Raw genomic sequence first — 20897 nt, 5'->3', positions numbered from 1 at the left:
TGGGATTCCTCAGGGCGGCGCAGGGCCGGCGGCATCGAAGCAGCATAGCTTATCCGACCCTCACTCCCCGGCATGGTGATCCGCATGCAGCGGCGCCGCGCCCGTATGCGCGGCCTCGCCATCCACACCGGGCCCATGCAGATGCAAATGGGCATGGCGATGGGTGTGCTCGTGGCTGTGGAGGGTCGCCGGCGCGAGCTTGCCTTCGTGCAGCGCGACCGCACGGGTAGCGAGTCGTACAAGCAGCCGGCGGTCGTGGGAGACGATGACCATGGCCAGGTCCAGGCCCTCCAGGTGGGCGAGCAGGTGTGCCTCGATGGCCTCGTCCAGGCCGTTGGTGGGCTCGTCCAGCAGCAGCACCTGCGGGCGCATGGCGAGCACCGTCGCCAGTGCCACCAGGCGCTTCTCGCCGGCGGAGAGGCGATGGGTCACGCGCTCGCCGAAGCCGGTGAGGCCCAGGGCGGCCAGGGTCGCTTCGGCGTCCGCGCGGGCCTGCTCGCGCGAGCGCCCGAGGTTGAGGGGGCCGAAGGCAACGTCCTCCAGCACCGTGGGGCAGAACAGCTGGTCGTCCGAGTCCTGGAACAGCAGCCCCACCCGCGCGCGCACCGGCACGAAGTCGGCCTCCACCCGCCGCGGCTCGCCGAAGGCCAGCACCTGCCCGGCGCTCGGGCGCCGCAGGCCCACCAGCAGGTGCAGCAGGCTGGTCTTGCCGGCGCCGTTGCGCCCGGTGAGCGCCACGCGCTCGCCGGGGTGCAGCGCGAAGTCCGCGCCCCGCAGCACGGCACGGTCGGCGAAGCCGAAGTGCAGGCCGCGCAGCTCCAGCAGCGGCGCGCTCACGGCAGCCGGTCCAGCGCAACCAGCCCCACCAGCAGCGGCGCCAGCGCCAGCAGCCAGGCGGTGTCCGCGCTTTGCCAGTGCCGGCTGTCCAGCAGGTGGAAGCGGCCCCGAAAGCCGCGGCAGCGCATGGCTGCCTCGATGCGCCGGGCGCGCTCCAGGCTGCGCACCAGGAGCATGCCGATGAGGTTGCCGTAGCTGACCCAGGTATGGCGGTTGCTGCGGGGCACGAAGGCCCGCGCCCGCATGGCCCGGCGCAGGCGCCGGCGCTCGTCGTCCAGCAGCGCGATCTGGCGCACCGTCAACAGCAGCAGGTGCACCAGCTTGGGCGGCATGCCGAGCCGCGCCAGGGCGTGCCCGAGTACCGCAGGCTCCAGCCCGCCCAGCAGACCCAGCAGCGCCAGCACCACCGCATTGGCCTTGACGGCGATGAGCGCCGCCAGGCGCAGGCCCTCGTGGGTAACCGTGAGCGTGCCGAGGGTCAGCCAGGGCTCGCCTGGGGTGGTGAAGGGCAGGCTCAGCAGCACCACCACCATCAGCCCCTCCAGGACCGCGAGGCGGCGCAGCACCGCCGGCCAGCTCAGGCCACCCGCGGCGGCCAGGGCAAGGGCGGCGCCGAGCGCCAGAAGCGCCGCCGGCAGTGTCTGGAGGCTCACGGTGGCCAGCGCGAGAAGCATCGCGGCCAGCACCGGCAGCCGCGGGTCCCGCCGCGCGAGCCAATAGCCGCCGCGGCTGACAGGCAGGGCCGTATCCGTCATGTACCGGTGCGCCCGCGCCGGCAGCGCCACCAGAGCCCGAGGCCGGCGAGCCCGAGGATGTACCCGAGCCCGCCCAGCACGTCGCGCAGCTGCACGGCCTCGCGGGCGGCGAGGGCCTCCTCCCGCAGCGGGCGCACCTGCCGGGCGACGGCGCGCTCGATGGCGGCGGCCAGGGCAGGATCGAGGGTGAGATCAGCATCGGCAGTGGGCGGGGGCGAGTGGGGCTGGTCGTCGGAACCGCCGGCCCGGGCGCCGCCGGTGCCCGCGCCGCTGTGAGAGCCGGCACCGGAAGTGGCCGGCTTGGAGCCCCCGTTTCTGCTGTCGGCGGGGGCCGTCGCCTGCGGAAAGGCCGCCGCCAGCTCGCCGGCGCCGATGCGCCATGTCGCGCGGTGACCATCCGGTGTCTCGGCGACGATGCGATGGGTCACCGGCGCCTCGGCCTGATAAGCAAAGCCGCCGTCGGCGCCCGAGCGCAGCTCCGCCAGCACCTCACCCGCGGCGTTCTGCACCAGCACCGGCACGTCCGTCGCCTTGGCGCCGCCGGCGAAGTAGACCTCGCCCTGAATGCGGCGGCCGTCGGCGGCGGCAAAGAGATTGAGCTTGTGCGCCAATGCGGGGTCAGCAATGAGGGCCATCAGGAGCAGGCCGAGCGCTTGCCAGCCGAGCGCCTGCCCAAGGCCGGGCCGGCATCGCCGGCGCCGTTGGCGCGTCCTGGCCTCGGCATCGCCTGCCGGGCAGGGCGTGGTTACAGCATCCATTGTCATACCTCGCGTGCTGGTTACACGTGTGCCGGGGGCAGCGCGCCTGATCCGCGCGCGGACACCATCCCCGACGCAAACCCGTCCGCCCACAACCTTCGCGGGGCGCGGACCGATGCCGCGCGGTATGGGTGCTGCCCGCGGCCGGCGGCAGAGCCACGTGACCGGGACCGCGGCCGCGACACGGCATCGGACGGCCACGGCAGTATGATTTCTGAGACTCTCATCATACAACCCCGTCCGAGTCGCCAGTCCCACCCACTCCCATGATCGGCGCCGGGAGAACCTGAAGAACCCTTTACAGGCAGCCTAATAGTCGGCAAAGGTCCCGTAGTAGCCGTTAAAGACTTGGCGTTTGTGGAATTGCCAAAACCGCTCGATCAGGTTCAGGCTCGGCGCGGAGAGCGGTAGGGATTGCAAATCGATCCGTGCTCTCTGGTGACACCGCTGGAGCGCTGTCGCAAGCGCATTGACAATGCCCTTTCGCGGCTGATCTCGCCGCAGGGAGCAACCACAAGCCTAGCAAGGTAATCCGATCCCACTCCCTCGTTATCGTGCCCGGGACTGGACAACGACCCGGCAGGACATCGAACGATGGACGCTCGATTTTCCGTCATCGCGGACGACCGGGAGCGCGGCGGCTCGGTGGTCGCCGCCTTGCGCAAACGACCGGACGTTCTGGTTGAGGTCGCGCGCCTGGCCGCGGGCGACTACCGGGTCGACGACCACCTGCTGGTCGAGCGCAAGACCCTGACCGACCTCACCGCATCCATCAAGGATGGGCGCCTCTTCACCCAGGCCATCCGCCTCGCGAATGCCCCGCTGCCGGGCATCCTTATCCTGGAAGGCCGCGCCCGGGATCTGGCCGACTCGCGCATGCGCCGGGAGGCGATCCAGGGCGCCCTGATCCACCTCGCCGTCTTCCTGCGCCTACCCATCCTGCGCGCTCAGGACCCCGAGGAGACCGCCTGGCTCGTCCTCGCCGCCGCCCGCCAAGCCCGAAACCGGGCGGCGTTCGCCCCGCAGCGCCCGGGCCGCCGGCCCTGCGGCAAGGCGCGCACCCGGGCTCGGATCCTCCAAGGACTGCCCGGCGTCGGCCCTGAGCGCGCCCGCAGGCTGATCGAGCGCTTCGGGTCTGTGGAGGCCACCATGGCCGCCTCCGCCCAAGACCTCGCCACTGTGCCCGGCATCGGCCCGGACACCGCCAAGCTGATCCGCTGGGCGGTGGAAGAGCCGACCGCCGCCTACCCGGCGGGCGCATCCGGGGACGACCCGGAGATTTGACGGCGGGAGAGGGGCAAGACGCCGGCGCCCGGGGTGGCTTGGATTTCCTATCCGTCAGCGTCACGCGGCTGATCGGATAGGACCAGGCAGCATCTCCGGGGCCACCCGGTGCAGAAAGCCGAGCACGGTGCCGGTGACCAGCGCCTCCACCAGCGCCAGCGGCACGTAGATGATCACGACGGCCTTGGCTGCGGGCAGGAAGGGCTCGCCGCTCAGCCCCAGGCTCAGGGCTACCATCAGCGCCGTCAGCAGCACACCGGCGGCGCCGGCCGCGGCGCCGATGCCGAGCACGGCACGAGGCCGCGCGCGCGACAACAGTGGTCGGAGCGCCGCCGCGCACAGCAGCGCCGGCAGGGCGATGTTCAGGGTGTTGACGCCGAGGACGACGACCCCGCCGTAGCCGAAAAACGCCGCCTGGAGCACCAGGGCCACGAACAGCGCCGGCACCGCCGTCCAGCCGAGCAGGAGGCCCATGAGGCCGTTCAGCAGCAAGTGTGCGCTGCTCGGCCCCAGCGGGATGCTGATGAGCGAGGACACGAAGAAGGCCGCCGCCAGCACCGCCGCCTGCGGCAGGCCCTCCCAGTCCAGCCGGCGCAGGGCGATGGCGAGCAGCCCCGCCGAGGCCGCGGCGCCCGTCAGCAGCACCGGCGCGCTCAGGACGCCGTCGGGGATGTGGGCCATGGGCGCAGTCTTTGCTCTCCGGATAGAAGGCGCTTAAGGTGCCATATCGCGGGCGCGCACCCAGATTAGCGCGCCCTCCTCCACCGGCACGTCTTCGCCGTCGGGATTCTGCATGGGCTCATCCCCTTCGATGAGCGCCGCGAAGCCCCACCAGCCGGCCCGAGGCATGGCGTAGCTGAACACACCATTGGCGTCGGCCTTCAGCACTTGGGTAACGAAGGGCGCCGCCGGCGGCTCGACGCTGCCGTCATTGCGCCATTCCACTTCCACCTCGGCGAAGGGCACCGGCTCGCCGCCCTTCTTGATCACGCCGGTGAAGACATTACCCGTCCAGAGGCCATAGGGCCGGGTCAGCGGCTCGATCTCCACCGGCAGGCCGACCATCCGGTCCCAGCCTGCCTCAGCGCCATAGGCGTCGACGACGGTCTTGGTGTAGTGGACGATCATCACGCCTTCCGCCGGCTCCCAATAGGGCGCGGGCTCGACGTAGAAGATATAGCCGCCCGGCCCCGGCACCTCGTAGCTTGCCCGGTAGGCGGCCTTGCCGTCCACCTGCGTCGGCTCCAGCGCCTCTTTCAGGTCCTGCTTCCCATCCGCCGTCAGCACCCCGAAGGCCGCCGGCTCGCCCATGGCCATGGCCGGCCCCTGCTCCATCGGATGCGTGAAGGTGAGCGCCATGGACAGCTCGCCGCCGGTGTCGGCATCGACAATCTCCGTGGACGGGATCAGCTCCTGGAAATGGGCCGTGGCCGCCGGCGGAACCGCGAGCAGCGGGGTCAGCAGCAGCGCAGACAGGACGGCTCGACGGGCGCGCCGCGCCGGCATGGGGCAAAGGTTTGACATCGGGGTCTCCCTCGGATCGGTCAGGTTGCTGCGGCCGGTCGAGTCAGCACGCGGCCGTCACAGACGCTGCACAGCATGATATGAGCATTGCGAAAAAGATCATACCGAGCCGACGCAGACTGCCGCAAGTGTCGCAGGGACGCGTTAGAGTACGTGGGTGCGCCCTCAAGTCCACGTTTACAGCGTTCCTTTACAGCGTTCCTTAAGGACTGACGCCATGACCGTCGAAGACAGCGAAGGCGAACAGCGAGCCGAGCGCCCGGTACTGCTTCAGCTGAAGAAGCTGCGGCAGATCCGGCTGCGCCAGGAACAGGCCATCGAGGCGCTAGGGGCGCCCTGGGGCCTGTCCTCCGAGGCCAGCTTCCGGGCTGCGCTGAAGGGCATCCTGGAGGAGTCCTTCGGGGTCGAAGTGCTCAACGTCAACGAATTCGATGACGAGGGGACCGTCTTCGGCGTACCGGATCAGGTCGAGATCGACATCATCGTGCGCAACGGCGAGCTGATCCTCTGCGAGCTGAAATCATCCATGTCGAAGGCCGACATCTACACCTTCGAGCGCAAGGTGGACTACTACCAGCGCCGCCACGGCCGCACCGCGACGCGCAAGATCGTCATCTCGCCTATGGTCCGCCCGGAGGCGCGACCGGTGGCGGAACGTCTGGGGATCGAGATCTTCGGCTCCGCCGACCAAGTGTCGGCCCTGTAGTACACATGCCCGCCTGCTGCGCCGTCGCAGGCGCTCGGTCTACAGCACTGCGAGACTTTCAGACCCTGTCCTCGGCCGCCTGCCGAAACCAGGCGACCACCTGTTGCCAGTGTTAGCGGCTGAGCGAACCTGCGCATAAACGGTGAACAGTTCCGCGACGCCCGCCCGAGGGGCACGGGGTACTGGCTGCGAGGCTCGCTGCGAGGAGCAGGCTCAGAAGGGCATGTCGTCGTCGACCTTGAAGAGGTCGGGCTGGAAGTGATCCTGCTGTTCGCTGCGGTAGTGCGCCTGGATCTGCTCGCCGTAGCAGTCCCAGACGCGCTCGCGTAGGCAGTCGAGCCATTCGTAGACGGCGAGTGCTTGTGCCGTGGACCAATGCTGAGGGATATCTTGCAGCGGGAGCATGGCGGCCTCCGTTGGGCTGTGGTCAATTGTTGCGCGGGGTTTCCGGGCGGGTGTTGGTCTTGCGCGCCGCGCGTTGCCGGCGCCGCTGCTCGCTGCGCTCCTTGGCCTCTTTGAGGCGATAGGACTCGCCCTCGATCTGGATGATCTCGGCGTTGTGCACCAAGCGATCGACCAGGGAGACGACGCAGGCGGCGTTGGGGAAGACCTCGCCCCACTCGGCGAAAGGTCGGTTGGTCGTCACCAGGGTGGACTTCTCCTGGTAGCGGCGCGAGACGACCTCGAAGAGCAGGTCGGCATGGCGATTGGAGTAAGAGAGATAGCCGATTTCATCGATGAGCAGCAGGCGCGGGCGTGCATACAGCGAGAGGCGATGGCGCAGGGCGCGGTCGCCATCGGCACCGGCGAGCTCACCGAGCATGTGCCCGGCGCTGGTGCATAAGACGGTGTGCCCGGCGAGCACCGCCTGGTGGGCGATGTTGCGGGCGAGGGTGGACTTGCCCACGCCGTTGGGGCCGACCAGGATGGCGTTGGCGGCCTCGGCGAGGAAGTCCAGGTCCATCAACGCCTCGATGGCCGCGCGGTCACAGCGCTTGGGCCAGTCCCAGTCGAAGTCGGCCAGCGCGCGGAAGCGCCCGAGCTTGGCGTTGCCGAGGCGCCGCTCCAGCGAGCGGCGCGCGCGCTCTTCCTCCTCCCACGCGATCAGGGGTGCGAGCCAATCGCTGGCGGCGACCTCCGACCAATGCGCCACCAGCCCATAGAGCTTCAGCGCCTTGGCTCTGGCCAGGAGGGGATCATCCGTCGTCGTGCGCGTCATCGTCGCTCTCCCGGGCCGCTTGCAGTTGGTCGTAAGCATCGAGCTTGTGCGGCGTGACCACGACCTCACGTACGCGCTGGTTATCGGGCAGGGTGATCGCCAGCGGCGGCGGCTGCTCGCGCTGCTCGCGGCGGCGCTCCAGGGCCAGGCGCACCGCATTGGGATGGGGCACATCACGGGCCAGGGCCTTAGGCGTAAGCCGCTTCGAGCTCGGCGGCGCCGTAGCGCTCGAGCAGGCGCAACAGCGTCGCGGTGATCGAGCCGAGGTTCTCCCCGCGCTCGGCGGCGCGGGTCAGCAGCGCCCGGCTGTTGGGCGCGGCCTGCGCCAGGCGGTCGGTGCCGCGATGCTGGCGCGCCTCGCGCTTGCGCGCCACCAACGCGGCGATGTGTGCCGGGTCCTCGACCTGCCGGCCTTTGTCATAGCTGCGCGGGTGGGTGGCCAGCAGCGTGGCGCCGTCCACTATCCGCACCTCGCCGGGGCTGGCCACCACCGTGAGCGTGCGGCGCACATGGGTCGCCGGAATGCTGTAGTCGTTGCGATCAAAGCGCACGTAGGGCGTCTTGCCGGCGCTGACCGCGACCTGCTCGTCGGTGGAGAAGGGGTTATCCGGCAGGGCGAGGAGCTTCGGCTGCTCCTGCGCAAGCGCCTCCCGCACCGTCATCGAGCGATCCTCGGGGCACGGGCGATCGGCGGCTTGGCCCCGGCACCAGGCGTCGGCCTGCGCATTGAGATCATCCAGATCGCGCCAGGTGCGCGCGGCGAAGAAGGCCTCGCGCACATAGCGAATGGCGCGCTCCACACGCCCCTTCTCGTTGCCCCGTGCCGGCGCCACCGGGCGCGGCTCGAAGCGGTAATGGGCGGCCAGTTCCAGCAAGGTGGGATGGAAGCGGATCGCCTCACCCCGGCGCTCCAGCACGGCACTTTTCAGATTGTCGTAGAGCAGGACCCGCGGCAGTCCGCCCCAGGTCTCGAATGCGCCGATATGCCCGCGCAGGAAATTGGCCATCTGCGCATCGAGGTAGAAGTGCAGGAAGATCGCGCGCGAGCAGCTCAAGACCATCACGAACGCCATCAGCGTCCGCTCGGCGTTGCCGATGGTGATCTTGCCGAAATGGCCCCAGTCGACCTGGGCCTGCTCGCCGGGCAAGGTCTTCAAGCGCAGATAAGCCTCGGGCTGCGGTCGCGGGCGGTAGTGGGCAATCAGGTGGCGGAAGTGATCCGCTCCACCGCGGTAACCGCGCTCGCGCACCATGGCGTAGAGACGCGCGGCGCTCAGGCGCGGATACTGCTCGAGCGTCTTCAACACGAACGGCAGGTAGGGATCGATCAGCGACGCCCGGTGGGGTCGCTCGACCTTCGGCAGCCCGGCCTGGGAGAGCACCCGATCGACGGTGGCGTGGTGCACGCCGAGCTGGCGGGCAATGGTGCCGACCCGCCATCGCTCCACATGGAAATAACGCAGGATCTTCGCTTCGAGCTCCGAGGGGATGGCCAAGGTCGTGTACTCCGCGCCGTCAGACCACCCCCATCCAGCGCTCAAGCACCTCGGCAGCGGGCCATCCGCGGGGGTGGCAAGTCGATGGCCGCGCGTGTCGAGGGTCGGCGCAGGAAGCCCTGACGCAGCAACGGCGAACAGCGCCGTCCGCAGCGGTGACAACGGCGCTCGGCACCGGCATCGGCGCCGGGAACCGTCCCTTGGCGCGCCGACGTCCTCGACGTGATGGGCAGTCTGTCATCGGGCCGGTGCGGGCAAGAACCCTGATGCGTCACTTTCGCACTGCGGCGCCGGCGATAGCGGTGCTGGCGGGCGGCATGGGCGAGGCGACCGCGGCGCGAGGCTTGATAGCGCCGCGCGGCTTCGCGCTGGGATTGGCGGCGAGCGGTTTGTGCGCACTGCTTGCCGCAATAGCGGTTGCCCCGATCGCAGTGGCTGCAGATCACCACCTGGCGGCGGCAACGGGCACAATTGAACAGACGCGCAGTGCGGCACATCGGCGGCTCCTGCCGCCGAGTGCTGGATCAGAACCCACGGGCGCGCGATACTCTCCCGCGAGCCGTGCCTGGCACGGTTTGGGGGCGCGGTATCGGGGTGACTGTGGCGGTCGAGCCCGGTGCCGCGCCTGTCTCAACGGCCCCGATCCTGTAGCCGATTCCGCCGGGTTGTCACCTCCCGGTCCGAGCGAACGGTCACAACCGCCGCGCGTCGCGCGCACAACCCCCCCTCCCGGGCCGGATCACAGCGCGTCGCCACGCCCCTGGCGGGGTGAGCGCGTCCAGTCGCCCTCCGGGCTCCTTCCCGCGCTCACCCCGCCAGGGGCGCCCGCCACCAACCTCCCCAACCGAACACCACCCAAACGCTCTTCACCGGGCTCGATGGCGATCTACCGCGCTGTTCACCGAAGATGCGCGGGTCTGGACCGCCATCGACATCCGGCCCTATCGATGTCAAGTGCCATAGGAGGCAGGTCTGAGGCCGCTCGGATCTCGGTCAGCCGATCAGTCACCGCCGCGCAAATAGTGACTGCTGCGGGCAGAAGGTAGGCGCGACCGCGGCGGTCGTGGCAGCGTGCGGCCGCGACCCGACGGCTGCGGCCGTTGATGACCGCGCCTTCGCTCGTCCGCTGTAACGATTCGTAGTAACGAAGCGTTACGTCCGCTGGCGGGCGGTCTACTAGAATGTCTTGTAAAACAGGAATTTATCATTTGGCATGGCGGGTGCAATGCCTAGGGCAGTCACGCTCACTGCCCACGGAGACTTACCATGCCTGCCACTGCATCTGCATCTGCATCCGCCACTGTCACTGCCCCCGCCACCACCAACGCAGCCCACGCCGCCGAGCCCCTGAATCCGGCCACCGACTTCGCCGAGCTCGCCCGCACCCATTGGTCGGCGCTGTACAAGTACGCCTACCGCCTCGCCGGCGACCCGCACACCGCCGAGGACCTGGTGCAGGACAGCCTGCTGCGCGCCTGGCGCTCGCGCGAGAAGCTCAAGGAGCCGGCGGCGGTGAAGGGGTGGCTGAAGACCATCGTGCGCCGCGAGAACGCGCGGCGCTTCGAGCGTATCCAGCCGCGCGAGAGCGCGATCCCGACCGAGGAGCTGGGCGCCGAGCGCCAGAGCTACGACACCTCCACCGAGGCCTTCGTGCTGCGCCGGGCGATTGCCGCGCTGCCGGCGGAGTACCGCGAGCCGCTGATCCTGCAGGTGCTGCACGGGCACTCGCAGCAGGAGATCGCCGAGCGCTTGGGGCTCAGCTCCGCGGGCGTGGGCACACGGCTGTTCCGGGCGCGGCAGAAGCTGCGCGTGGCGCTGGGGGAGCGGGCATGAGCGCTGCCCCAACCCGCTCGGCGCCGGCGCCCGAGGCGCCGGCGGCGCAGCGGCCGCTGCTGCTGGTGGAGGACGACGCGCCGCTGCGGCAGATGCTGAGCTGGGACCTTGCCGATCTGGGCTACGACATCGCCGCCGCCGCCGGCTGTGCCGAGGCGCGGCGGCTGGCGGCGCGGCAATCCTTCCGCTTTGCGTTGATCGATGTCCACCTGCCCGACGGCGACGGCCGGCAACTGGGCGCGGCGCTGGCCGAGTGTGGCGGTTTGGAGCAGGTCGTGCTCATGACGGGCCGCCACGGCGTGGCGGCGGTGCCGACACGGCACGGCATATCGGCCTTGCTGACCAAGCCGGTGGATATCGGCAAGATTCACCGGCTGTTCACGGCCGTCCTCGGCTCGGCTCGCCCGGCCGCGGCAGGGTGAGACCCTTTGATCGGGTGCGGGCGCGGCTACCACTTCACTGTCTCAGACAATGCTGCAGGTCCGAACTGTTAAACGCCCTCTAAACGGTTACAAAGATTCTCAAAACCGCACCTTGAGCCCAATACGCAAACGGCGCTCCGGCATCTGCTCAAACGACGCCGGCGCCACCCCGAGCACCCGCCGGTCCGGCTCGCCGGCCGCCACCGAGCGCACCGCATCCAGTAGCGCCGCGCCCTTGCCGTCGTCCTCCAGCAGTAGGGTGGACAAGCGCAGCGCAGTCCACCAGGTTACGGGCGGCCCCGTGGTGGACTTCGCTGGCGCTCGTCCACCCTACGGCTCGCACTAACGATCAAGCCGCGGGGGCGTCTCCGGCGTAGCCCAGGCTTCCAGCCCTGATTGTGTCAGGCCAGGATGGCCTGACTACTCAGCCAGCGCCCAAGGCGGCCGGAGTTATGATCCTAGGAACGGTAGTTGAACGGCCCCCAGGGTGCGTCCCGCGTGGCGTCCAGCAAGGCACAACGAGGCGGAATAGCCGACCTATTCCAACGAGTTGTAACGCAGCTGGGCGCCGCGCGGGGCGTGCCATGGGGGTCGTAGCGGCCCTCACCCGGCAGGTGACCTCGAAATCGGTACGAATTCTCAAATTGCGCAAGCACTTGTAGCTGCGACCAAGCGATCAACTGCCGTTTCTAGGATGATTAAGGCCCTTCCGCGATGCCAAGGTCAGGTGCTCTAGCGGGCGGTCCATCACTCACCAACCCGTCGCAGCACGGCCCTGATAGCTGTCGCCGAGATACGGAAATCGCACGCGTGCGGGGCGGCGAAGACATCTCGGGCCGGCGGGAGCAGTCCGCGCCGATGTGCCAGGCCGATGACGGCGGCGGTGCCGGTCACCTGCAGGTCATGCTCCATGGCGATGGCCCGACCCGCGCGCTCGTCCATCAGGACGAGGCGGGCCACGCGTCCAGATCGTCGAGGTCGATCACCGGGATGCCGAGCCCGGACAGGTGCTTGGCGAAGCCCCCACCGACATGCCGGCCAGGTGCGCCGCAGGGGCCAGGGACAGGTGGCCATCCCCTTGTCCTCGGTCCAGTCGTCGGGAGCTGGCGGGTCGCGTGCGCGGCCGTTGCGCCCCTCCGCGACCCCGCGGGTCGCAGCGCGGTTTGTCAGCACCGGCGCCATCCCCCAGAATCCCGGGATTGCAGCCGCGGTGCCCGTCCATGTGTGAGCTCTTCGCCATGTCCAGCCTGATGCCGGCGACGCTCAGCTTCTCGCTGGAGCGCTTGGCGCGGCGCGGCGGCGCCGAGGGCCCGCACCGCGACGGCTGGGGCATCGCGTTCTACGAGGGGCCGGACTGCCTGCTCTTGCGCGAGCCGCGGCCGGCGAGCGAGAGCCCCCTGATGCGCTTCATGGAGCAGCAGGGGCTGCGCACCAACATGGCGCTGTCGCACATTCGGCTCGCCACCTTCGGCAACCGCTCTCTGCGCAATACCCAGCCCTTTTTGCGCGAGCTCGGCGGGCGCATGCACGCATTTGCCCACAACGGGGACCTGCCGGACCTGTTGGCGGAGCCCGATGATCCGCGGGCGCCCTACCGGCCGGTGGGGGAGACGGACTCCGAGCGGGCCTTCTGCGGGCTGCTCACGCGCCTGGCGCCGCTGTGGCGCGATGCCGGCGGCGGGGTGCCGGAGCTCGCGGAGCGGCTCGCCGTCATCGGGGCGCATGCCGCCGAGCTGCGTGCACTGGGCCCGGCCAACTTCCTCTACGCCGACGGCGATGCGCTCTTCGTGCACGCCCATCAGCGCACGCAGCTGGACGGGCGCCTGCGCCCGCCCGGGCTCTATCTGCTCCAGCGCTGCTGCTGGCGCTCGGCGCCGGAGCTGGCGGACAGCGGCGTCGAGCTCCAAAGCGTGCGCCAGGATGTGGCGCTGGTCGCGAGCGCGCCCCTGACGGAGGAGCTATGGCAGCCGCTCGGCGAAGGCGATCTCATCGCCCTGTCTAAGGGCGCCTGCTACAACGCCGAGGGTACGCTCAGTGCCCCGGAGCAGGTCGCGAGCGCTACACCCGGTCAGGCCATGGCGGACGCGGACGACGGTGTCGGCGCTCTGGGCTGCTAGGGAAAGGCCGATTCTTGGCCGGGATGGCCAATCAATCGGGATCTCCCTAGGCCACGAGCCGCTCAGCCCGCCTGCCCCGCGGCCCGGATGTGCGCGGCGAGCATCTCGAGCAGGGTTTGGGGATTGACCGGCTTGATCAGCACGTCGGCGCCGCCGGCCGCTGCGCACAGGTCGCGGGCTGCGTCGTCTTCACGGCCGGTGATGAAGATCACGGGCACCTGCGCGAGCTCGGGCTGGGCCTTGATGCGCCGGCAAACGTCCGGGCCGTCCAGGTCCGGCATCATGATGTCGAGCAACACGGCCTGTGGATGATCGCGGGTGGCGATCTCCACCGCCCGCTCGCCGCTGCGCGTCGCCCTCACCCGGTAGTGCCGGCGCAGAATGTTGTTCAGGACGTGCAAATTGGTGACGCTGTCGTCAGCGATCAGCACGGTTTGTGGTTCCCGGGTCACCAACGGCCTCCCGTGCCTCATCGGAGCTCAGTGTGGCAAGTGCTGTGCGCGCCGCAGTGTAGTCGAACTCGTGGATGCATTGGCGCACGCGTTCGACCACGGCGGCCTGTGCCGGCCTGTCGGCGAGCGCCTGCGCGAGCGCCGCGGCGACGTCGGCGGCGCGGGTGTCGTCGACCTGCAGCAGCCCGTGCAGGCGCTTGACGAGTCTGTCCAGATCCACAGGCGCGCCTGGCACTGGGCCGCTGCCGGTGGCCTCGGTGCCGGTGGCGAGCCGCCCGACGGCGTGCCGCAGGGAGCGCAGGTGCTCGGCGGCGAGCGCGAACTCGAAGGCCTCCACACGGCGGCGCAGACCGGCGATGTGCCGACCGAGGTCGCTGTCCTCGCCCAGCGTCTCCGCGAGCTCCGCGGCCACACCCAAGGCCTCGGCATCGCCGCCGTCGAGCAGATCCTGCAAGCGGGCCGTCAGCTGCTGGCAGTGCCCCGCCGTGACTCGGTCCAGGTCCGGCAGCTCGCAACAGGGCTCGGCCTCGGTGGCGGGCGCCGTTGCCGCCCCGTCCAGGGACAGCGCCAAGTGCTCCATCTGCGTTTCGATGGCTGCCACCAGCGGTCGGATTTCGGTCGCAGGTGCCGCCTTGCGGCAGGCTGCATAGAGCTCGCCGGCGAGCTCGGCGATCTGCATCAGCCCGAGGTTGCCGGCGACGCCCTTCAAGGTGTGGGCGAGCCGTAGCTGCGCGTCCGGCCGGGCATCGCTGCCGGCGCGCTCGAAGGCCGCTCCGAAGCCCCGGTACTCCTCGCAGAGCCCCTGCAGCAAGGAGCGCCGCTGGGCCGCGGGCTGCGGCGAGGTCGCCGCGGTGCGCGCCTCCCCGGCGTCTGTTTCTCGCGCAACAGGCTCCGGGGCTGTGGCGGCGGGTGTGTCGGCAGTCCGGTCGTGCTCGCTGGTCGGGGCCTCCGCGGGCACGGCGCGGGCGGGGCCCGGAGGCTCGATGTGCTGCGGGTCACCCAGGCGCCGGGGCGGCCTAGGGGGCTTGTGGCCGGCGGGCTCGCCCAGGGCGGCCTCGTAGACGGCGGAGGCGCTCACGGGCTTCGAAAGACAGCCTGCGAGCTCCAGATCCGCGAGCTGCTGGCTCAGATCGAGCTGGTCGTCGGCATAGGCGGTGACCAGCACCACGCGCGGCTTGGGGATCAGTGCGGCATCCGCGGCGATGGCGCGGGCGACGGCCACACCGTCCTGCCCGGGCATGCGCCAGTCCAGGAAGACGAGCCGGTAGGGGTCGCCTTCGGCGCAGGCCGTGCGCAGCGCCGCCAGCGCGCCGTCGCCGTCGGCGGCCGTGCCGGCGCGCAGCCCCAAGGATTCCACCAGCATCGCCAGGATGCCGCGGGCAGTGGCGTTGTCATCCACTACCAGCACATGCTCGTCCTGCGGCAGGCTGGGGCGCTCGGGCGCCGCCTGGGGCTGCGGTGCGAAGCGCGCGGTGCAATGGAAGGTGCTGCCTGCGCCAGGCTCGCTCTCCACCCAGATTTGCCCGCCCATCATCTCCGTCAGGCGTTTGCAGATGGCGAGTCCGAGGCCGGTGCCGCCGAAGCGCCGCGTCGTGGAGTCGTCCACCTGGTGAAAGGGTTTGAACAGCTCGGCGCGCTCGCGCTCCGAGAGCCCGATACCCGTGTCGCTCACGGAGAAACGCAGCACGACCTGCTCGCTGCCGTGCTCAAGGACGCGCACGCGGACCACCACCTCGCCCTGTTTGGTGAATTTGACGGCGTTGCTGGCGAGGTTGACCAGCATCTGCGAGAGCCGCAGCGGATCGCCAACCAGCGCCGCGGGCAGCGTCGACGGGGTGTCCAGCAACAGCTCGAGGCCCTTGTGGTCCGCCTTGGGGCCGACCCGCTTGGCCAGGGTCTCCAGGACCTCGTCCAACTGGAAGGGCACCGCGTCCAGGGTCAGCTTGCCGGCCTCCAGGCGCGAGAAATCCAGCAGATCGTTGATGATCGCCAGCAGCTCGCGCGCGGAGTGGTGCGCGCTCTCGATGCAGTCGCGCGGCCGCGCCGGCACCTCGGCGCCGAGGGCCAGATGGGTCATGCCGATGATGGCGTTGATGGGTGTGCGCAGCTCATGGCTCATGTTGGCCAGGAAGGCGGACTTGGCCCGGCTCGCCTCCTGCGCCTGATCGCGGGCGCGGCGTAGCTCCGCCTCGCTGTCCTTACGCTCGGTGACGTCGTGGGCGATGCCGCAGAGGCCGTAGGGTCGGCCCTCGGCATCCAGGAGCGGAAACTTGTAGGTGTCCAGGACGATCTCGGTGTCGCCGTGGAGGCGCACGTCCTCGAACTGGCGCGGCTCGCCCCGGTCCAGCACCACCTCGTCGTCCCGCGCCATATCGGCGGCTACCTCAGGCGGGAACAGCAGCTCGTCGCTGTGTCCGAGCACCTCGGCTTCGGGTCGTTGCGCCAGCGCGCACCAACGGCGATTGACTAGGGTATAGCGGCCCTGCCGGTCCTTGACGTGGAACAGCGTCGGCGCGTGATCGAGGATGGACTGTAGCTCTTCGCGCGAGCGCCGCAGCTCTTCGGTGCGCTCGCGCAGCGCCTGCTCGGCCTGGCGGCGGGCACGCAGGTCGCGGAGGGCGGCCACCACATGCGGGCGGTCCTTGCGCGTGACCCGCGCCAGGCGGATGTCCACCGGTATCTCTTCGCCGGACTTGGCGAGTGCCGTCAGCGCCCGCCCGGCCCCCATGCTGCGGGCCTCGGGGCCGTCACCGATGCCTTGGCGGTGGGTGACATGCGCATCGCGCAGGGCTGCCGGCACTAACACCTCCACGGGCTGGCGCGCCAGCTCGCGCCGGGTGTAGCCCAACAGGTGCTCGGCCTCGCGGTTGAGTACCACGATGCGCCCGGCTGCGGTGCAGAGCACGATCGCGTCCGGCGCTGCCTCGAAGATTGCCTGCCATTGTTGCTCGCGGCTTTGCAGGCGTTGCTCGGCGCGCTCCAGACGCGCTTTCAGGGCCTGATGACGCCGGCGCCAGCGCTGCCACTGCCACCAGCCGAGACCGGCCAGCACGACGGCGGCAAGCGGCAAGGCTTTCCCGGCCGCAGCCTCGATGGGGGGTGATGCGAACAGGGCACCTGGCGCGAGTGCCAGGGCGCAGACAGCCGCAACGGCTTCGGGCGCACGCAGCCCAGGGTTGCGCCGGTGCAGGGCCGGGCAGCCGGCGGCCCTCCCTGGCCGGCGGCGGCTCAATGCTCGCCCGCTTCCTCGGTGATGACGAGCTCGGGGTAGAAGGTCTTGTCCGGCTCCTTGGCGGCGAGCTCGCGGGCCTTGGCCTCGGCCTCGCCATAGGTCATCTCTCCCTCGAGATGGCCCTTCTCGAACTTCGCCTTGCTGCGCCAGCCGATCCGGTAGCCCGGATCATCGGCACGCTTCCACAGTGGATCGCCCTTGGTTTTCAACACCGTCGCCATTGGTTGTGTCCTCGTCGATGCATCGTTTTGTCACGGTGATCGGCCCGAGCGCTGCGGCGCCCGGGTCCTGCAGGGGCGGCGCATGCGGCGCCGCCCCGAAGCCTGATGCGGGATACGGCGCCGAGCGCCGGTCATACGCAGCCCGTGGGCTTGGGCAGGCCGCCCCATTTGCAGATGAGCTTCATCGGGCCCCTCTTGAAGATGCCGTAGAGCTCCTTGGTGCTCACGCCCTGCTTCTTCGCAAAGATGCGAATCGGCGGCACGACACCGTCATTGTCGTACATGGCGCGGGCTTCGTGGATGAAGCCCATCACCTGGTCGTCCATCTCGAACTCGTCGTCTGCGGCGAGCTCCCGGGCGAGGTCTTCGTTCCAATCGTCGCGGTTGACGAGGAAGCCCTCGCCGTCGACGGGTACGCTGACTGTCATAGCGATACCTCTTACAGCTGCTGTGGTTGGCGGGCGCGCAGGCCGCGCGCCGCATGTCCCTTATCCCATTAGGGTTGCCGGGCGGGATTCTACCCTTTGCAAAGCAGGGTTAAGGCGCTGTCGCGGTGCCGGGCCACGGGCGCAGCGCCTTGTCCGCGATCGCCGCGGAGAGTGTCGCGCTGTCCGCCAGCGGCCCTTGTGCGGCGAGCCGCAATAGGCGCTCGCCGCAGCGCAAGGTGACACCCAGCGGGTCCAGGCCGGCCACCCGGGCGCCGGCGCCTTCGGCGTCCGCGCACCAGCCGCCAAGCCAGTCGGCATGTGCGCCGGCGAGGTGGCGGGCCAGCGCCGCCTCCGTGTCGGCGTCGAAGGCAATCTGCGCCAACAGCCGGTCGACGCCGAGCCAGCGCGCGGTGGCGAAGCCGCCATTGTAGTGACACCGCAGCGGCTCGAAGCGGTGCAGGCGGAAGTTCAGCTGCTCGGCGTAGACGCGGCCCCAGGGGAAGTGCCGACACCAGCGCGTCAGCGCCTGCGCGTCGTCGTAAGGCGCGCAGCGCCCGAGGCAGGTGAGCCGCCGCCCCTGCTGAATGTCGCCGTCGCGCTCGTCGAACAGGGTGAGCGCCGCGCGCGGGTCGGCGGCGAGGTTGCGGCTGTGCTGCGCGAGGTGGCTCAGCAGCAGCAGCGCCGCGCCGCTGTTGTCCAGACACAGCGGCACCACAGAGCCGAACGGGAACCCTGGCTCCGCGCTCGAGTGTGTCGACAGGACCCCGTGAAAACGCCCGCACCAGAGGCTGCGGGCGTCGGCCGCGGCGTCGGTCTGCGGCGGTGATGTGCTGTCGTCCTGGGCCATGTCCGTGCTCCCGGCGGCCGTGCAGCCCCGCGGCGCTCGCTTGGCTGTGCTGCCGCGCCCAGGGCTGCGGCGCTCAGGCGCGCGCCACGCGCACGGCCTCGAGCACGCCGTCCCAGAAACGGATGCGTGCGCAAACGGCCTCTTCGGCGGCGGTGGCGGCCTCTTCCAGGCGCTTGTCGTCGTCGCCGCAGAGATTCTCCAGCAGCCGCAGCGACAGCGGGCCGTGGAAGTCCTCGTCCAGATGGATGTGGCGATTCAGATACTGATGGAAGGTGGGCGCCTGGTCGGCGCCCACGCCGGCACCCTCGAGCAGACGGCGGAACATGTCCGGGATGATGCGCTCGCGCCCGACGGCCAGTGCGGCGGCGGCCGCATGCGGCTTGTCCTCGCGGATGAAGCAGAAGGTGGTCTCGGTGAAGTAGCGCGCCGGCACCGGCGTGCTGTCGGCGTAGAGGGCGGCATCGAGGCCGTCGCGCTGGACGGTGTCCAGGAAGCGCAGCGGGGCGTCGGCGTCGGCGCCGACCTCGGCCATGGACTTCAGGTACAGCTGAAAGTGGCTGCTGTACTCGGTGCCGGCCTCGGTTTCGACGGCGTCGGATTCCTCCTCCAGCACCAGCTGGTTGATGAAATAGGCCACGGCCGGGTCCGCCGGCGGCATCCAGGGCGTCGTGGTGGGCGCCACGTTGTGCTGTAAGTACTTGATCAGCGACATGAAGTCCCAGACGGCGTAAACGTGATGGGACATGAATACCCGCAGGTCCGCGAGGTCGGTGACCTCCGTGTAGACCGGGTGCGCGTTCAGCTCACGCTGCAGGTCTGCGATGGGGGCGAGGTCCGGGGTGGCCATGCTGCTGTCCTCGTGTTGCGGTGATCGGCCAAGGGGTAGCGCTTGGCGTGCCGGGAGAATGGGGTCCCCGCCGTGGCGTCCACAATGCCGCGGCGCCGAGCCATCGGCCATCTTGCGGGGTGCGCCGACCTCAGTTCAAGCGGAACACGATGGGCACCCGTACCGTCCAGTGCTGCCGGCCGATGGCCCCGGGGATGGGGTCGAAGCGCGCCAGCCGGCGCACCGTGCGCTCGGCGGCGTCGTCCAGGGTCTTCGCGCCGGCGCTGCGGCTCACGCGGATGCCGCTGAAGCCGCCGTCGGCGGCGATGGTGAACTGCACCCGGGCGGTGCCCTCGAGGCCGCGGCGGCGGGCCGTGGGCGGATAATTGCGCTCGCGGGCCAGTGCCCGGCGCAGGGCCGCCAGGTAGCGGCGCTCTGCCCGGCCGCGGCTGCCCGGCTCGGGGCCCGGCTCGGCACCCGGCTGGGAGCCAGTGGCGCTGCGCCCTGGTGTGCGGCCCGCGGGCTTGTTGGTGGCGCGCCCGCTGTCGGGGGCCGGGCGTCGGCTGTCGGCTCCGCCGCCGCGGGATTGCTCGGCGCTGGCGGCGATCTCCGCATCCAGTGCGGCGAGGCCGGACAGCTCCGCATCGCCGTCGGCGGCCGGTTGTCCGCTGTCGGCCTCTTCGGCCTTGGCCTTGCGCGCCGCGGCGATCTCCGCATCCAGCGCTGCCAGACCCGAGAGCTCGCGCTCGGGGGCTGCCGTGGCGTCGCGCTTGGCGGTCGCTGACACCCGCTCAGGCGCCGGCGACTCGGCCTTGGGTGCCGGCTTCGGCTTCGGCTTTGGCTTCGCAGCAGCACGCGGCGCGGCCGGCGTTGAAGCCGCTGCCTGCGGGCTCGAATCTCGCGCCGGTTTGCGTCTGTCCGGCGTTGTTGGCGGTGCGTCCGGTGCGGGGTCTTCGAGGATGCGCGCGTCAGGCTTGGGAAGCAGCGGCGTTGCCAGCTGCTCGGCGAGCGCATCGGACTTTGGCGTGGGGGGCGCTGCGGCGGATGCCCGGCCCGTCGTCTCGGCCTCGCTGCCGTCGTCCGCGCCGCTCGGGGGTGCGGATGCGGTCTGCGCGCCCGCGTCCGTTGCGGTCGCATGGGCGGCGGGGGCGGGCTGTTGCGGTGGCATCGCGTCGGCGGCATCGCCCCCGGGTGCGGCGAGACTGAAAACCTGCACGGACACCGCCCCTGCTGGCTCAGCCCCGGCGGGCGGCCCTTGCGCCCAGCTCAGCGCCAGCAGCAGGCCCACATGCAGCAGCAGCGACCCCAGGACCGCCGCCACCAAGACCCGGCGCTGGCCGGCGCCGCCGGGCGGCGTTGCCGGGGCTGGCGCCAGCGACGGCGTGGGGACTGCTCGGCTCGGTGGCGCCGCCCGTGTTGCTGCGCGCAACGGCACGGCCGCTGCCTTGGCTGCGCCCGAGGTTGGCAGGCGCAGCGGCGGGCGACCTGCGGCGGGTGCAGGCGCGGGGCGGGCCATGTTGGATCGCTCCCGCTCGCCGTCGGCGGCGGGGCTGGGCTCGAGCGCGTTCACTGTCGACTGCCTGGCGAAGGCCCGGGGCCCCAGGGGCACCGGCGGGCGAGATCTTTGGCGCGGGTCCGAGCCGGTGTGCGTGCGCACCAGTCAGGCGGGCACACCGGCGCGCATTCGGGCGGGGTGCTCGCGTATTAGTCTACAGCGATACGGTCGGCGTTGCAGTGGCCCGGCGGGAGCGCCGGAGCGATGAGTCCGTCGCGCGCCTCTGCCTCAGTCGCATCGCCAGGGCGTTCTTGCCCGGTCTCCCAGGCGCGTCAGCGATGCTTCTTGCCCGCGTCATACCTGGAGGAGCTGCGGGCGCACGCTGTTTTTTCAGCCGGTTTTTAGTGAAAACCCGAGTGTGCGTAGAGGTTAAGCCTGAGGCTCT

Annotated in this window: 23 protein-coding genes; 5 read left to right on the top strand and 18 right to left on the bottom strand. The window is 70.4% G+C overall.

Annotated elements, in window-relative coordinates; genetic code table 11:
- Positions 1-60: 60 nt before the first annotated feature.
- From CKO31_RS06575 to CKO31_RS06565, 3 genes are read right to left on the bottom strand one after another with little or no spacing between them, the layout of a single operon-like run.
- On the bottom strand, positions 61-837 hold the full coding sequence (locus tag CKO31_RS06575) for an energy-coupling factor ABC transporter ATP-binding protein (RefSeq protein WP_200235183.1): 777 nt from the start codon (positions 835-837) through the stop codon (positions 61-63).
- Positions 834-1592 (bottom strand): cobalt ECF transporter T component CbiQ, encoded by a 759-nt coding sequence (gene cbiQ / locus CKO31_RS06570; RefSeq protein ID WP_200235181.1) that lies wholly within the window; start codon positions 1590-1592, stop codon positions 834-836. Before cbiQ ends, CKO31_RS06575 begins: the two co-directional genes overlap by 4 nt.
- The gene (locus CKO31_RS06565) at positions 1589-2350 is read right to left on the bottom strand and encodes a NikL family nickel/cobalt ECF transporter subunit (protein WP_242475201.1); all 762 of its coding nucleotides are present in this window, start codon (positions 2348-2350) and stop codon (positions 1589-1591) included. The genes cbiQ and CKO31_RS06565 overlap by 4 nt, the downstream gene beginning before the upstream one ends.
- 594 nt (positions 2351-2944) lie before the next feature.
- On the opposite strand from CKO31_RS06565, the gene CKO31_RS06560 reads away from it, so the two are divergent.
- Positions 2945-3634: an ERCC4 domain-containing protein gene (locus CKO31_RS06560; RefSeq protein WP_200235179.1), complete on the top strand. Its 690-nt coding sequence runs from the start codon at positions 2945-2947 to the stop codon at positions 3632-3634.
- A 60-nt stretch (positions 3635-3694) separates the two neighbouring features.
- Here CKO31_RS06560 and cbiM read toward each other — a convergent pair whose 3' ends face one another.
- Together cbiM and CKO31_RS06550 are read right to left on the bottom strand one after the other, a co-directional pair.
- Entirely contained in the window at positions 3695-4315 is a 621-nt protein-coding gene (gene cbiM, locus CKO31_RS06555) for a cobalt transporter CbiM (protein WP_200235177.1), read from the bottom strand.
- Positions 4316-4348: 33 nt separating this feature from the next.
- Positions 4349-5158, bottom strand: coding sequence for a DUF4198 domain-containing protein (locus CKO31_RS06550; RefSeq protein ID WP_242475200.1), 810 nt, complete (start codon positions 5156-5158; stop codon positions 4349-4351).
- 217 nt (positions 5159-5375) lie between these two features.
- Here CKO31_RS06550 and CKO31_RS06545 point away from each other — a divergent pair, with 217 nt between their 5' ends.
- Entirely contained in the window at positions 5376-5864 is a 489-nt protein-coding gene (locus CKO31_RS06545) for a PD-(D/E)XK nuclease family protein (RefSeq protein WP_200235175.1), read from the top strand.
- Between the two features lie 213 nt (positions 5865-6077).
- Here CKO31_RS06545 and CKO31_RS06540 read toward each other — a convergent pair whose 3' ends face one another.
- The 4 genes from CKO31_RS06540 to istA are packed head-to-tail and all read right to left on the bottom strand — an operon-like array spanning position 6078 to position 8579.
- A complete protein-coding gene (locus tag CKO31_RS06540; RefSeq protein ID WP_200235173.1) occupies positions 6078-6269 on the bottom strand; it encodes a hypothetical protein in 192 nt (63 codons plus the stop codon).
- A 22-nt stretch (positions 6270-6291) separates the two neighbouring features.
- Positions 6292-7083 (bottom strand): IS21-like element helper ATPase IstB, encoded by a 792-nt coding sequence (gene istB / locus CKO31_RS06535; RefSeq protein WP_200235171.1) that lies wholly within the window; start codon positions 7081-7083, stop codon positions 6292-6294.
- On the bottom strand, positions 7061-7255 hold the full coding sequence (locus CKO31_RS06530) for a hypothetical protein (RefSeq protein ID WP_200235169.1): 195 nt from the start codon (positions 7253-7255) through the stop codon (positions 7061-7063). Before CKO31_RS06530 ends, istB begins: the two co-directional genes overlap by 23 nt.
- A gap of 16 nt (positions 7256-7271) precedes the next feature.
- Complete coding sequence (istA, locus tag CKO31_RS06525) at positions 7272-8579, bottom strand: IS21 family transposase (RefSeq protein ID WP_200235167.1); 1308 nt, start codon at positions 8577-8579, stop codon at positions 7272-7274.
- A gap of 1266 nt (positions 8580-9845) precedes the next feature.
- Between istA and CKO31_RS06520 the strand changes: the two genes are divergently transcribed.
- The gene (locus CKO31_RS06520; protein ID WP_200235165.1) at positions 9846-10412 is read left to right on the top strand and encodes a sigma-70 family RNA polymerase sigma factor; all 567 of its coding nucleotides are present in this window, start codon (positions 9846-9848) and stop codon (positions 10410-10412) included.
- Complete coding sequence (locus CKO31_RS06515) at positions 10409-10834, top strand: response regulator (protein ID WP_200235163.1); 426 nt, start codon at positions 10409-10411, stop codon at positions 10832-10834. The genes CKO31_RS06520 and CKO31_RS06515 overlap by 4 nt, the downstream gene beginning before the upstream one ends.
- A gap of 99 nt (positions 10835-10933) precedes the next feature.
- Here CKO31_RS06515 and CKO31_RS06510 read toward each other — a convergent pair whose 3' ends face one another.
- On the bottom strand, positions 10934-11101 hold the full coding sequence (locus tag CKO31_RS06510) for a hypothetical protein (RefSeq protein ID WP_200235161.1): 168 nt from the start codon (positions 11099-11101) through the stop codon (positions 10934-10936).
- Positions 11102-11581: 480 nt separating this feature from the next.
- Positions 11582-11794 carry a PIN domain-containing protein gene (locus CKO31_RS26720; RefSeq protein WP_322789103.1) on the bottom strand — a complete coding sequence of 71 codons (213 nt, stop codon included), beginning with the start codon at positions 11792-11794 and terminating at the stop codon, positions 11582-11584.
- 260 nt (positions 11795-12054) lie between these two features.
- Here CKO31_RS26720 and CKO31_RS06500 point away from each other — a divergent pair, with 260 nt between their 5' ends.
- Positions 12055-12951, top strand: a complete 897-nt coding sequence (locus CKO31_RS06500) for a class II glutamine amidotransferase (RefSeq protein ID WP_200235157.1) — start codon at positions 12055-12057, stop codon at positions 12949-12951.
- Positions 12952-13013: 62 nt separating this feature from the next.
- Here the strand turns inward: CKO31_RS06500 and CKO31_RS06495 are convergent, their stop codons facing one another.
- From CKO31_RS06495 to CKO31_RS06465, 7 genes are all read right to left on the bottom strand, one after another.
- Entirely contained in the window at positions 13014-13382 is a 369-nt protein-coding gene (locus tag CKO31_RS06495; RefSeq protein WP_200235155.1) for a response regulator, read from the bottom strand.
- Positions 13369-16473 carry a PAS domain S-box protein gene (locus CKO31_RS06490; protein WP_200235153.1) on the bottom strand — a complete coding sequence of 1035 codons (3105 nt, stop codon included), beginning with the start codon at positions 16471-16473 and terminating at the stop codon, positions 13369-13371. The genes CKO31_RS06495 and CKO31_RS06490 overlap by 14 nt, the downstream gene beginning before the upstream one ends.
- Before the next feature lie 158 nt (positions 16474-16631).
- Complete coding sequence (locus CKO31_RS06485; protein WP_200235151.1) at positions 16632-16856, bottom strand: hypothetical protein; 225 nt, start codon at positions 16854-16856, stop codon at positions 16632-16634.
- 131 nt (positions 16857-16987) lie between these two features.
- The gene (locus tag CKO31_RS06480) at positions 16988-17284 is read right to left on the bottom strand and encodes a TusE/DsrC/DsvC family sulfur relay protein (protein ID WP_207147965.1); all 297 of its coding nucleotides are present in this window, start codon (positions 17282-17284) and stop codon (positions 16988-16990) included.
- A 109-nt stretch (positions 17285-17393) separates the two neighbouring features.
- The gene (locus CKO31_RS06475) at positions 17394-18131 is read right to left on the bottom strand and encodes a HugZ family pyridoxamine 5'-phosphate oxidase (protein ID WP_200235149.1); all 738 of its coding nucleotides are present in this window, start codon (positions 18129-18131) and stop codon (positions 17394-17396) included.
- 73 nt (positions 18132-18204) lie between these two features.
- On the bottom strand, positions 18205-18978 hold the full coding sequence (locus tag CKO31_RS06470) for a DUF3050 domain-containing protein (RefSeq protein ID WP_200235147.1): 774 nt from the start codon (positions 18976-18978) through the stop codon (positions 18205-18207).
- A gap of 130 nt (positions 18979-19108) precedes the next feature.
- Positions 19109-20527: an energy transducer TonB family protein gene (locus tag CKO31_RS06465; RefSeq protein WP_200235145.1), complete on the bottom strand. Its 1419-nt coding sequence runs from the start codon at positions 20525-20527 to the stop codon at positions 19109-19111.
- Between the last annotated feature and the right edge of the window lie 370 nt (positions 20528-20897).

The organism is Thiohalocapsa halophila, from assembly GCF_016583825.1.
Lineage (GTDB): Bacteria > Pseudomonadota > Gammaproteobacteria > Chromatiales > Chromatiaceae > Thiohalocapsa > Thiohalocapsa halophila.
Note: the sequence above shows the minus strand (reverse complement) of the source record. Positions and strands in the feature narration are given on the sequence as shown.

Coding starts and splice junctions, on each gene's coding strand:
- istB (WP_200235171.1), bottom strand. CDS start 7,083: ATGACGCGCACGACGACGGATGATCCCCTCCTGGCCAGAGCCAAGGCG.
- CKO31_RS06480 (WP_207147965.1), bottom strand. CDS start 17,284: ATGACAGTCAGCGTACCCGTCGACGGCGAGGGCTTCCTCGTCAACCGC.
- cbiQ (WP_200235181.1), bottom strand. CDS start 1,592: ATGACGGATACGGCCCTGCCTGTCAGCCGCGGCGGCTATTGGCTCGCG.
- CKO31_RS06560 (WP_200235179.1), top strand. CDS start 2,945: ATGGACGCTCGATTTTCCGTCATCGCGGACGACCGGGAGCGCGGCGGC.
- CKO31_RS06515 (WP_200235163.1), top strand. CDS start 10,409: ATGAGCGCTGCCCCAACCCGCTCGGCGCCGGCGCCCGAGGCGCCGGCG.
- CKO31_RS06485 (WP_200235151.1), bottom strand. CDS start 16,856: ATGGCGACGGTGTTGAAAACCAAGGGCGATCCACTGTGGAAGCGTGCC.
- CKO31_RS06545 (WP_200235175.1), top strand. CDS start 5,376: ATGACCGTCGAAGACAGCGAAGGCGAACAGCGAGCCGAGCGCCCGGTA.
- CKO31_RS06470 (WP_200235147.1), bottom strand. CDS start 18,978: ATGGCCACCCCGGACCTCGCCCCCATCGCAGACCTGCAGCGTGAGCTG.
- CKO31_RS06540 (WP_200235173.1), bottom strand. CDS start 6,269: ATGCTCCCGCTGCAAGATATCCCTCAGCATTGGTCCACGGCACAAGCA.
- CKO31_RS06565 (WP_242475201.1), bottom strand. CDS start 2,350: ATGGATGCTGTAACCACGCCCTGCCCGGCAGGCGATGCCGAGGCCAGG.
- CKO31_RS06550 (WP_242475200.1), bottom strand. CDS start 5,158: ATGTCAAACCTTTGCCCCATGCCGGCGCGGCGCGCCCGTCGAGCCGTC.
- CKO31_RS06520 (WP_200235165.1), top strand. CDS start 9,846: ATGCCTGCCACTGCATCTGCATCTGCATCCGCCACTGTCACTGCCCCC.
- CKO31_RS06500 (WP_200235157.1), top strand. CDS start 12,055: ATGTGTGAGCTCTTCGCCATGTCCAGCCTGATGCCGGCGACGCTCAGC.
- cbiM (WP_200235177.1), bottom strand. CDS start 4,315: ATGGCCCACATCCCCGACGGCGTCCTGAGCGCGCCGGTGCTGCTGACG.
- CKO31_RS06475 (WP_200235149.1), bottom strand. CDS start 18,131: ATGGCCCAGGACGACAGCACATCACCGCCGCAGACCGACGCCGCGGCC.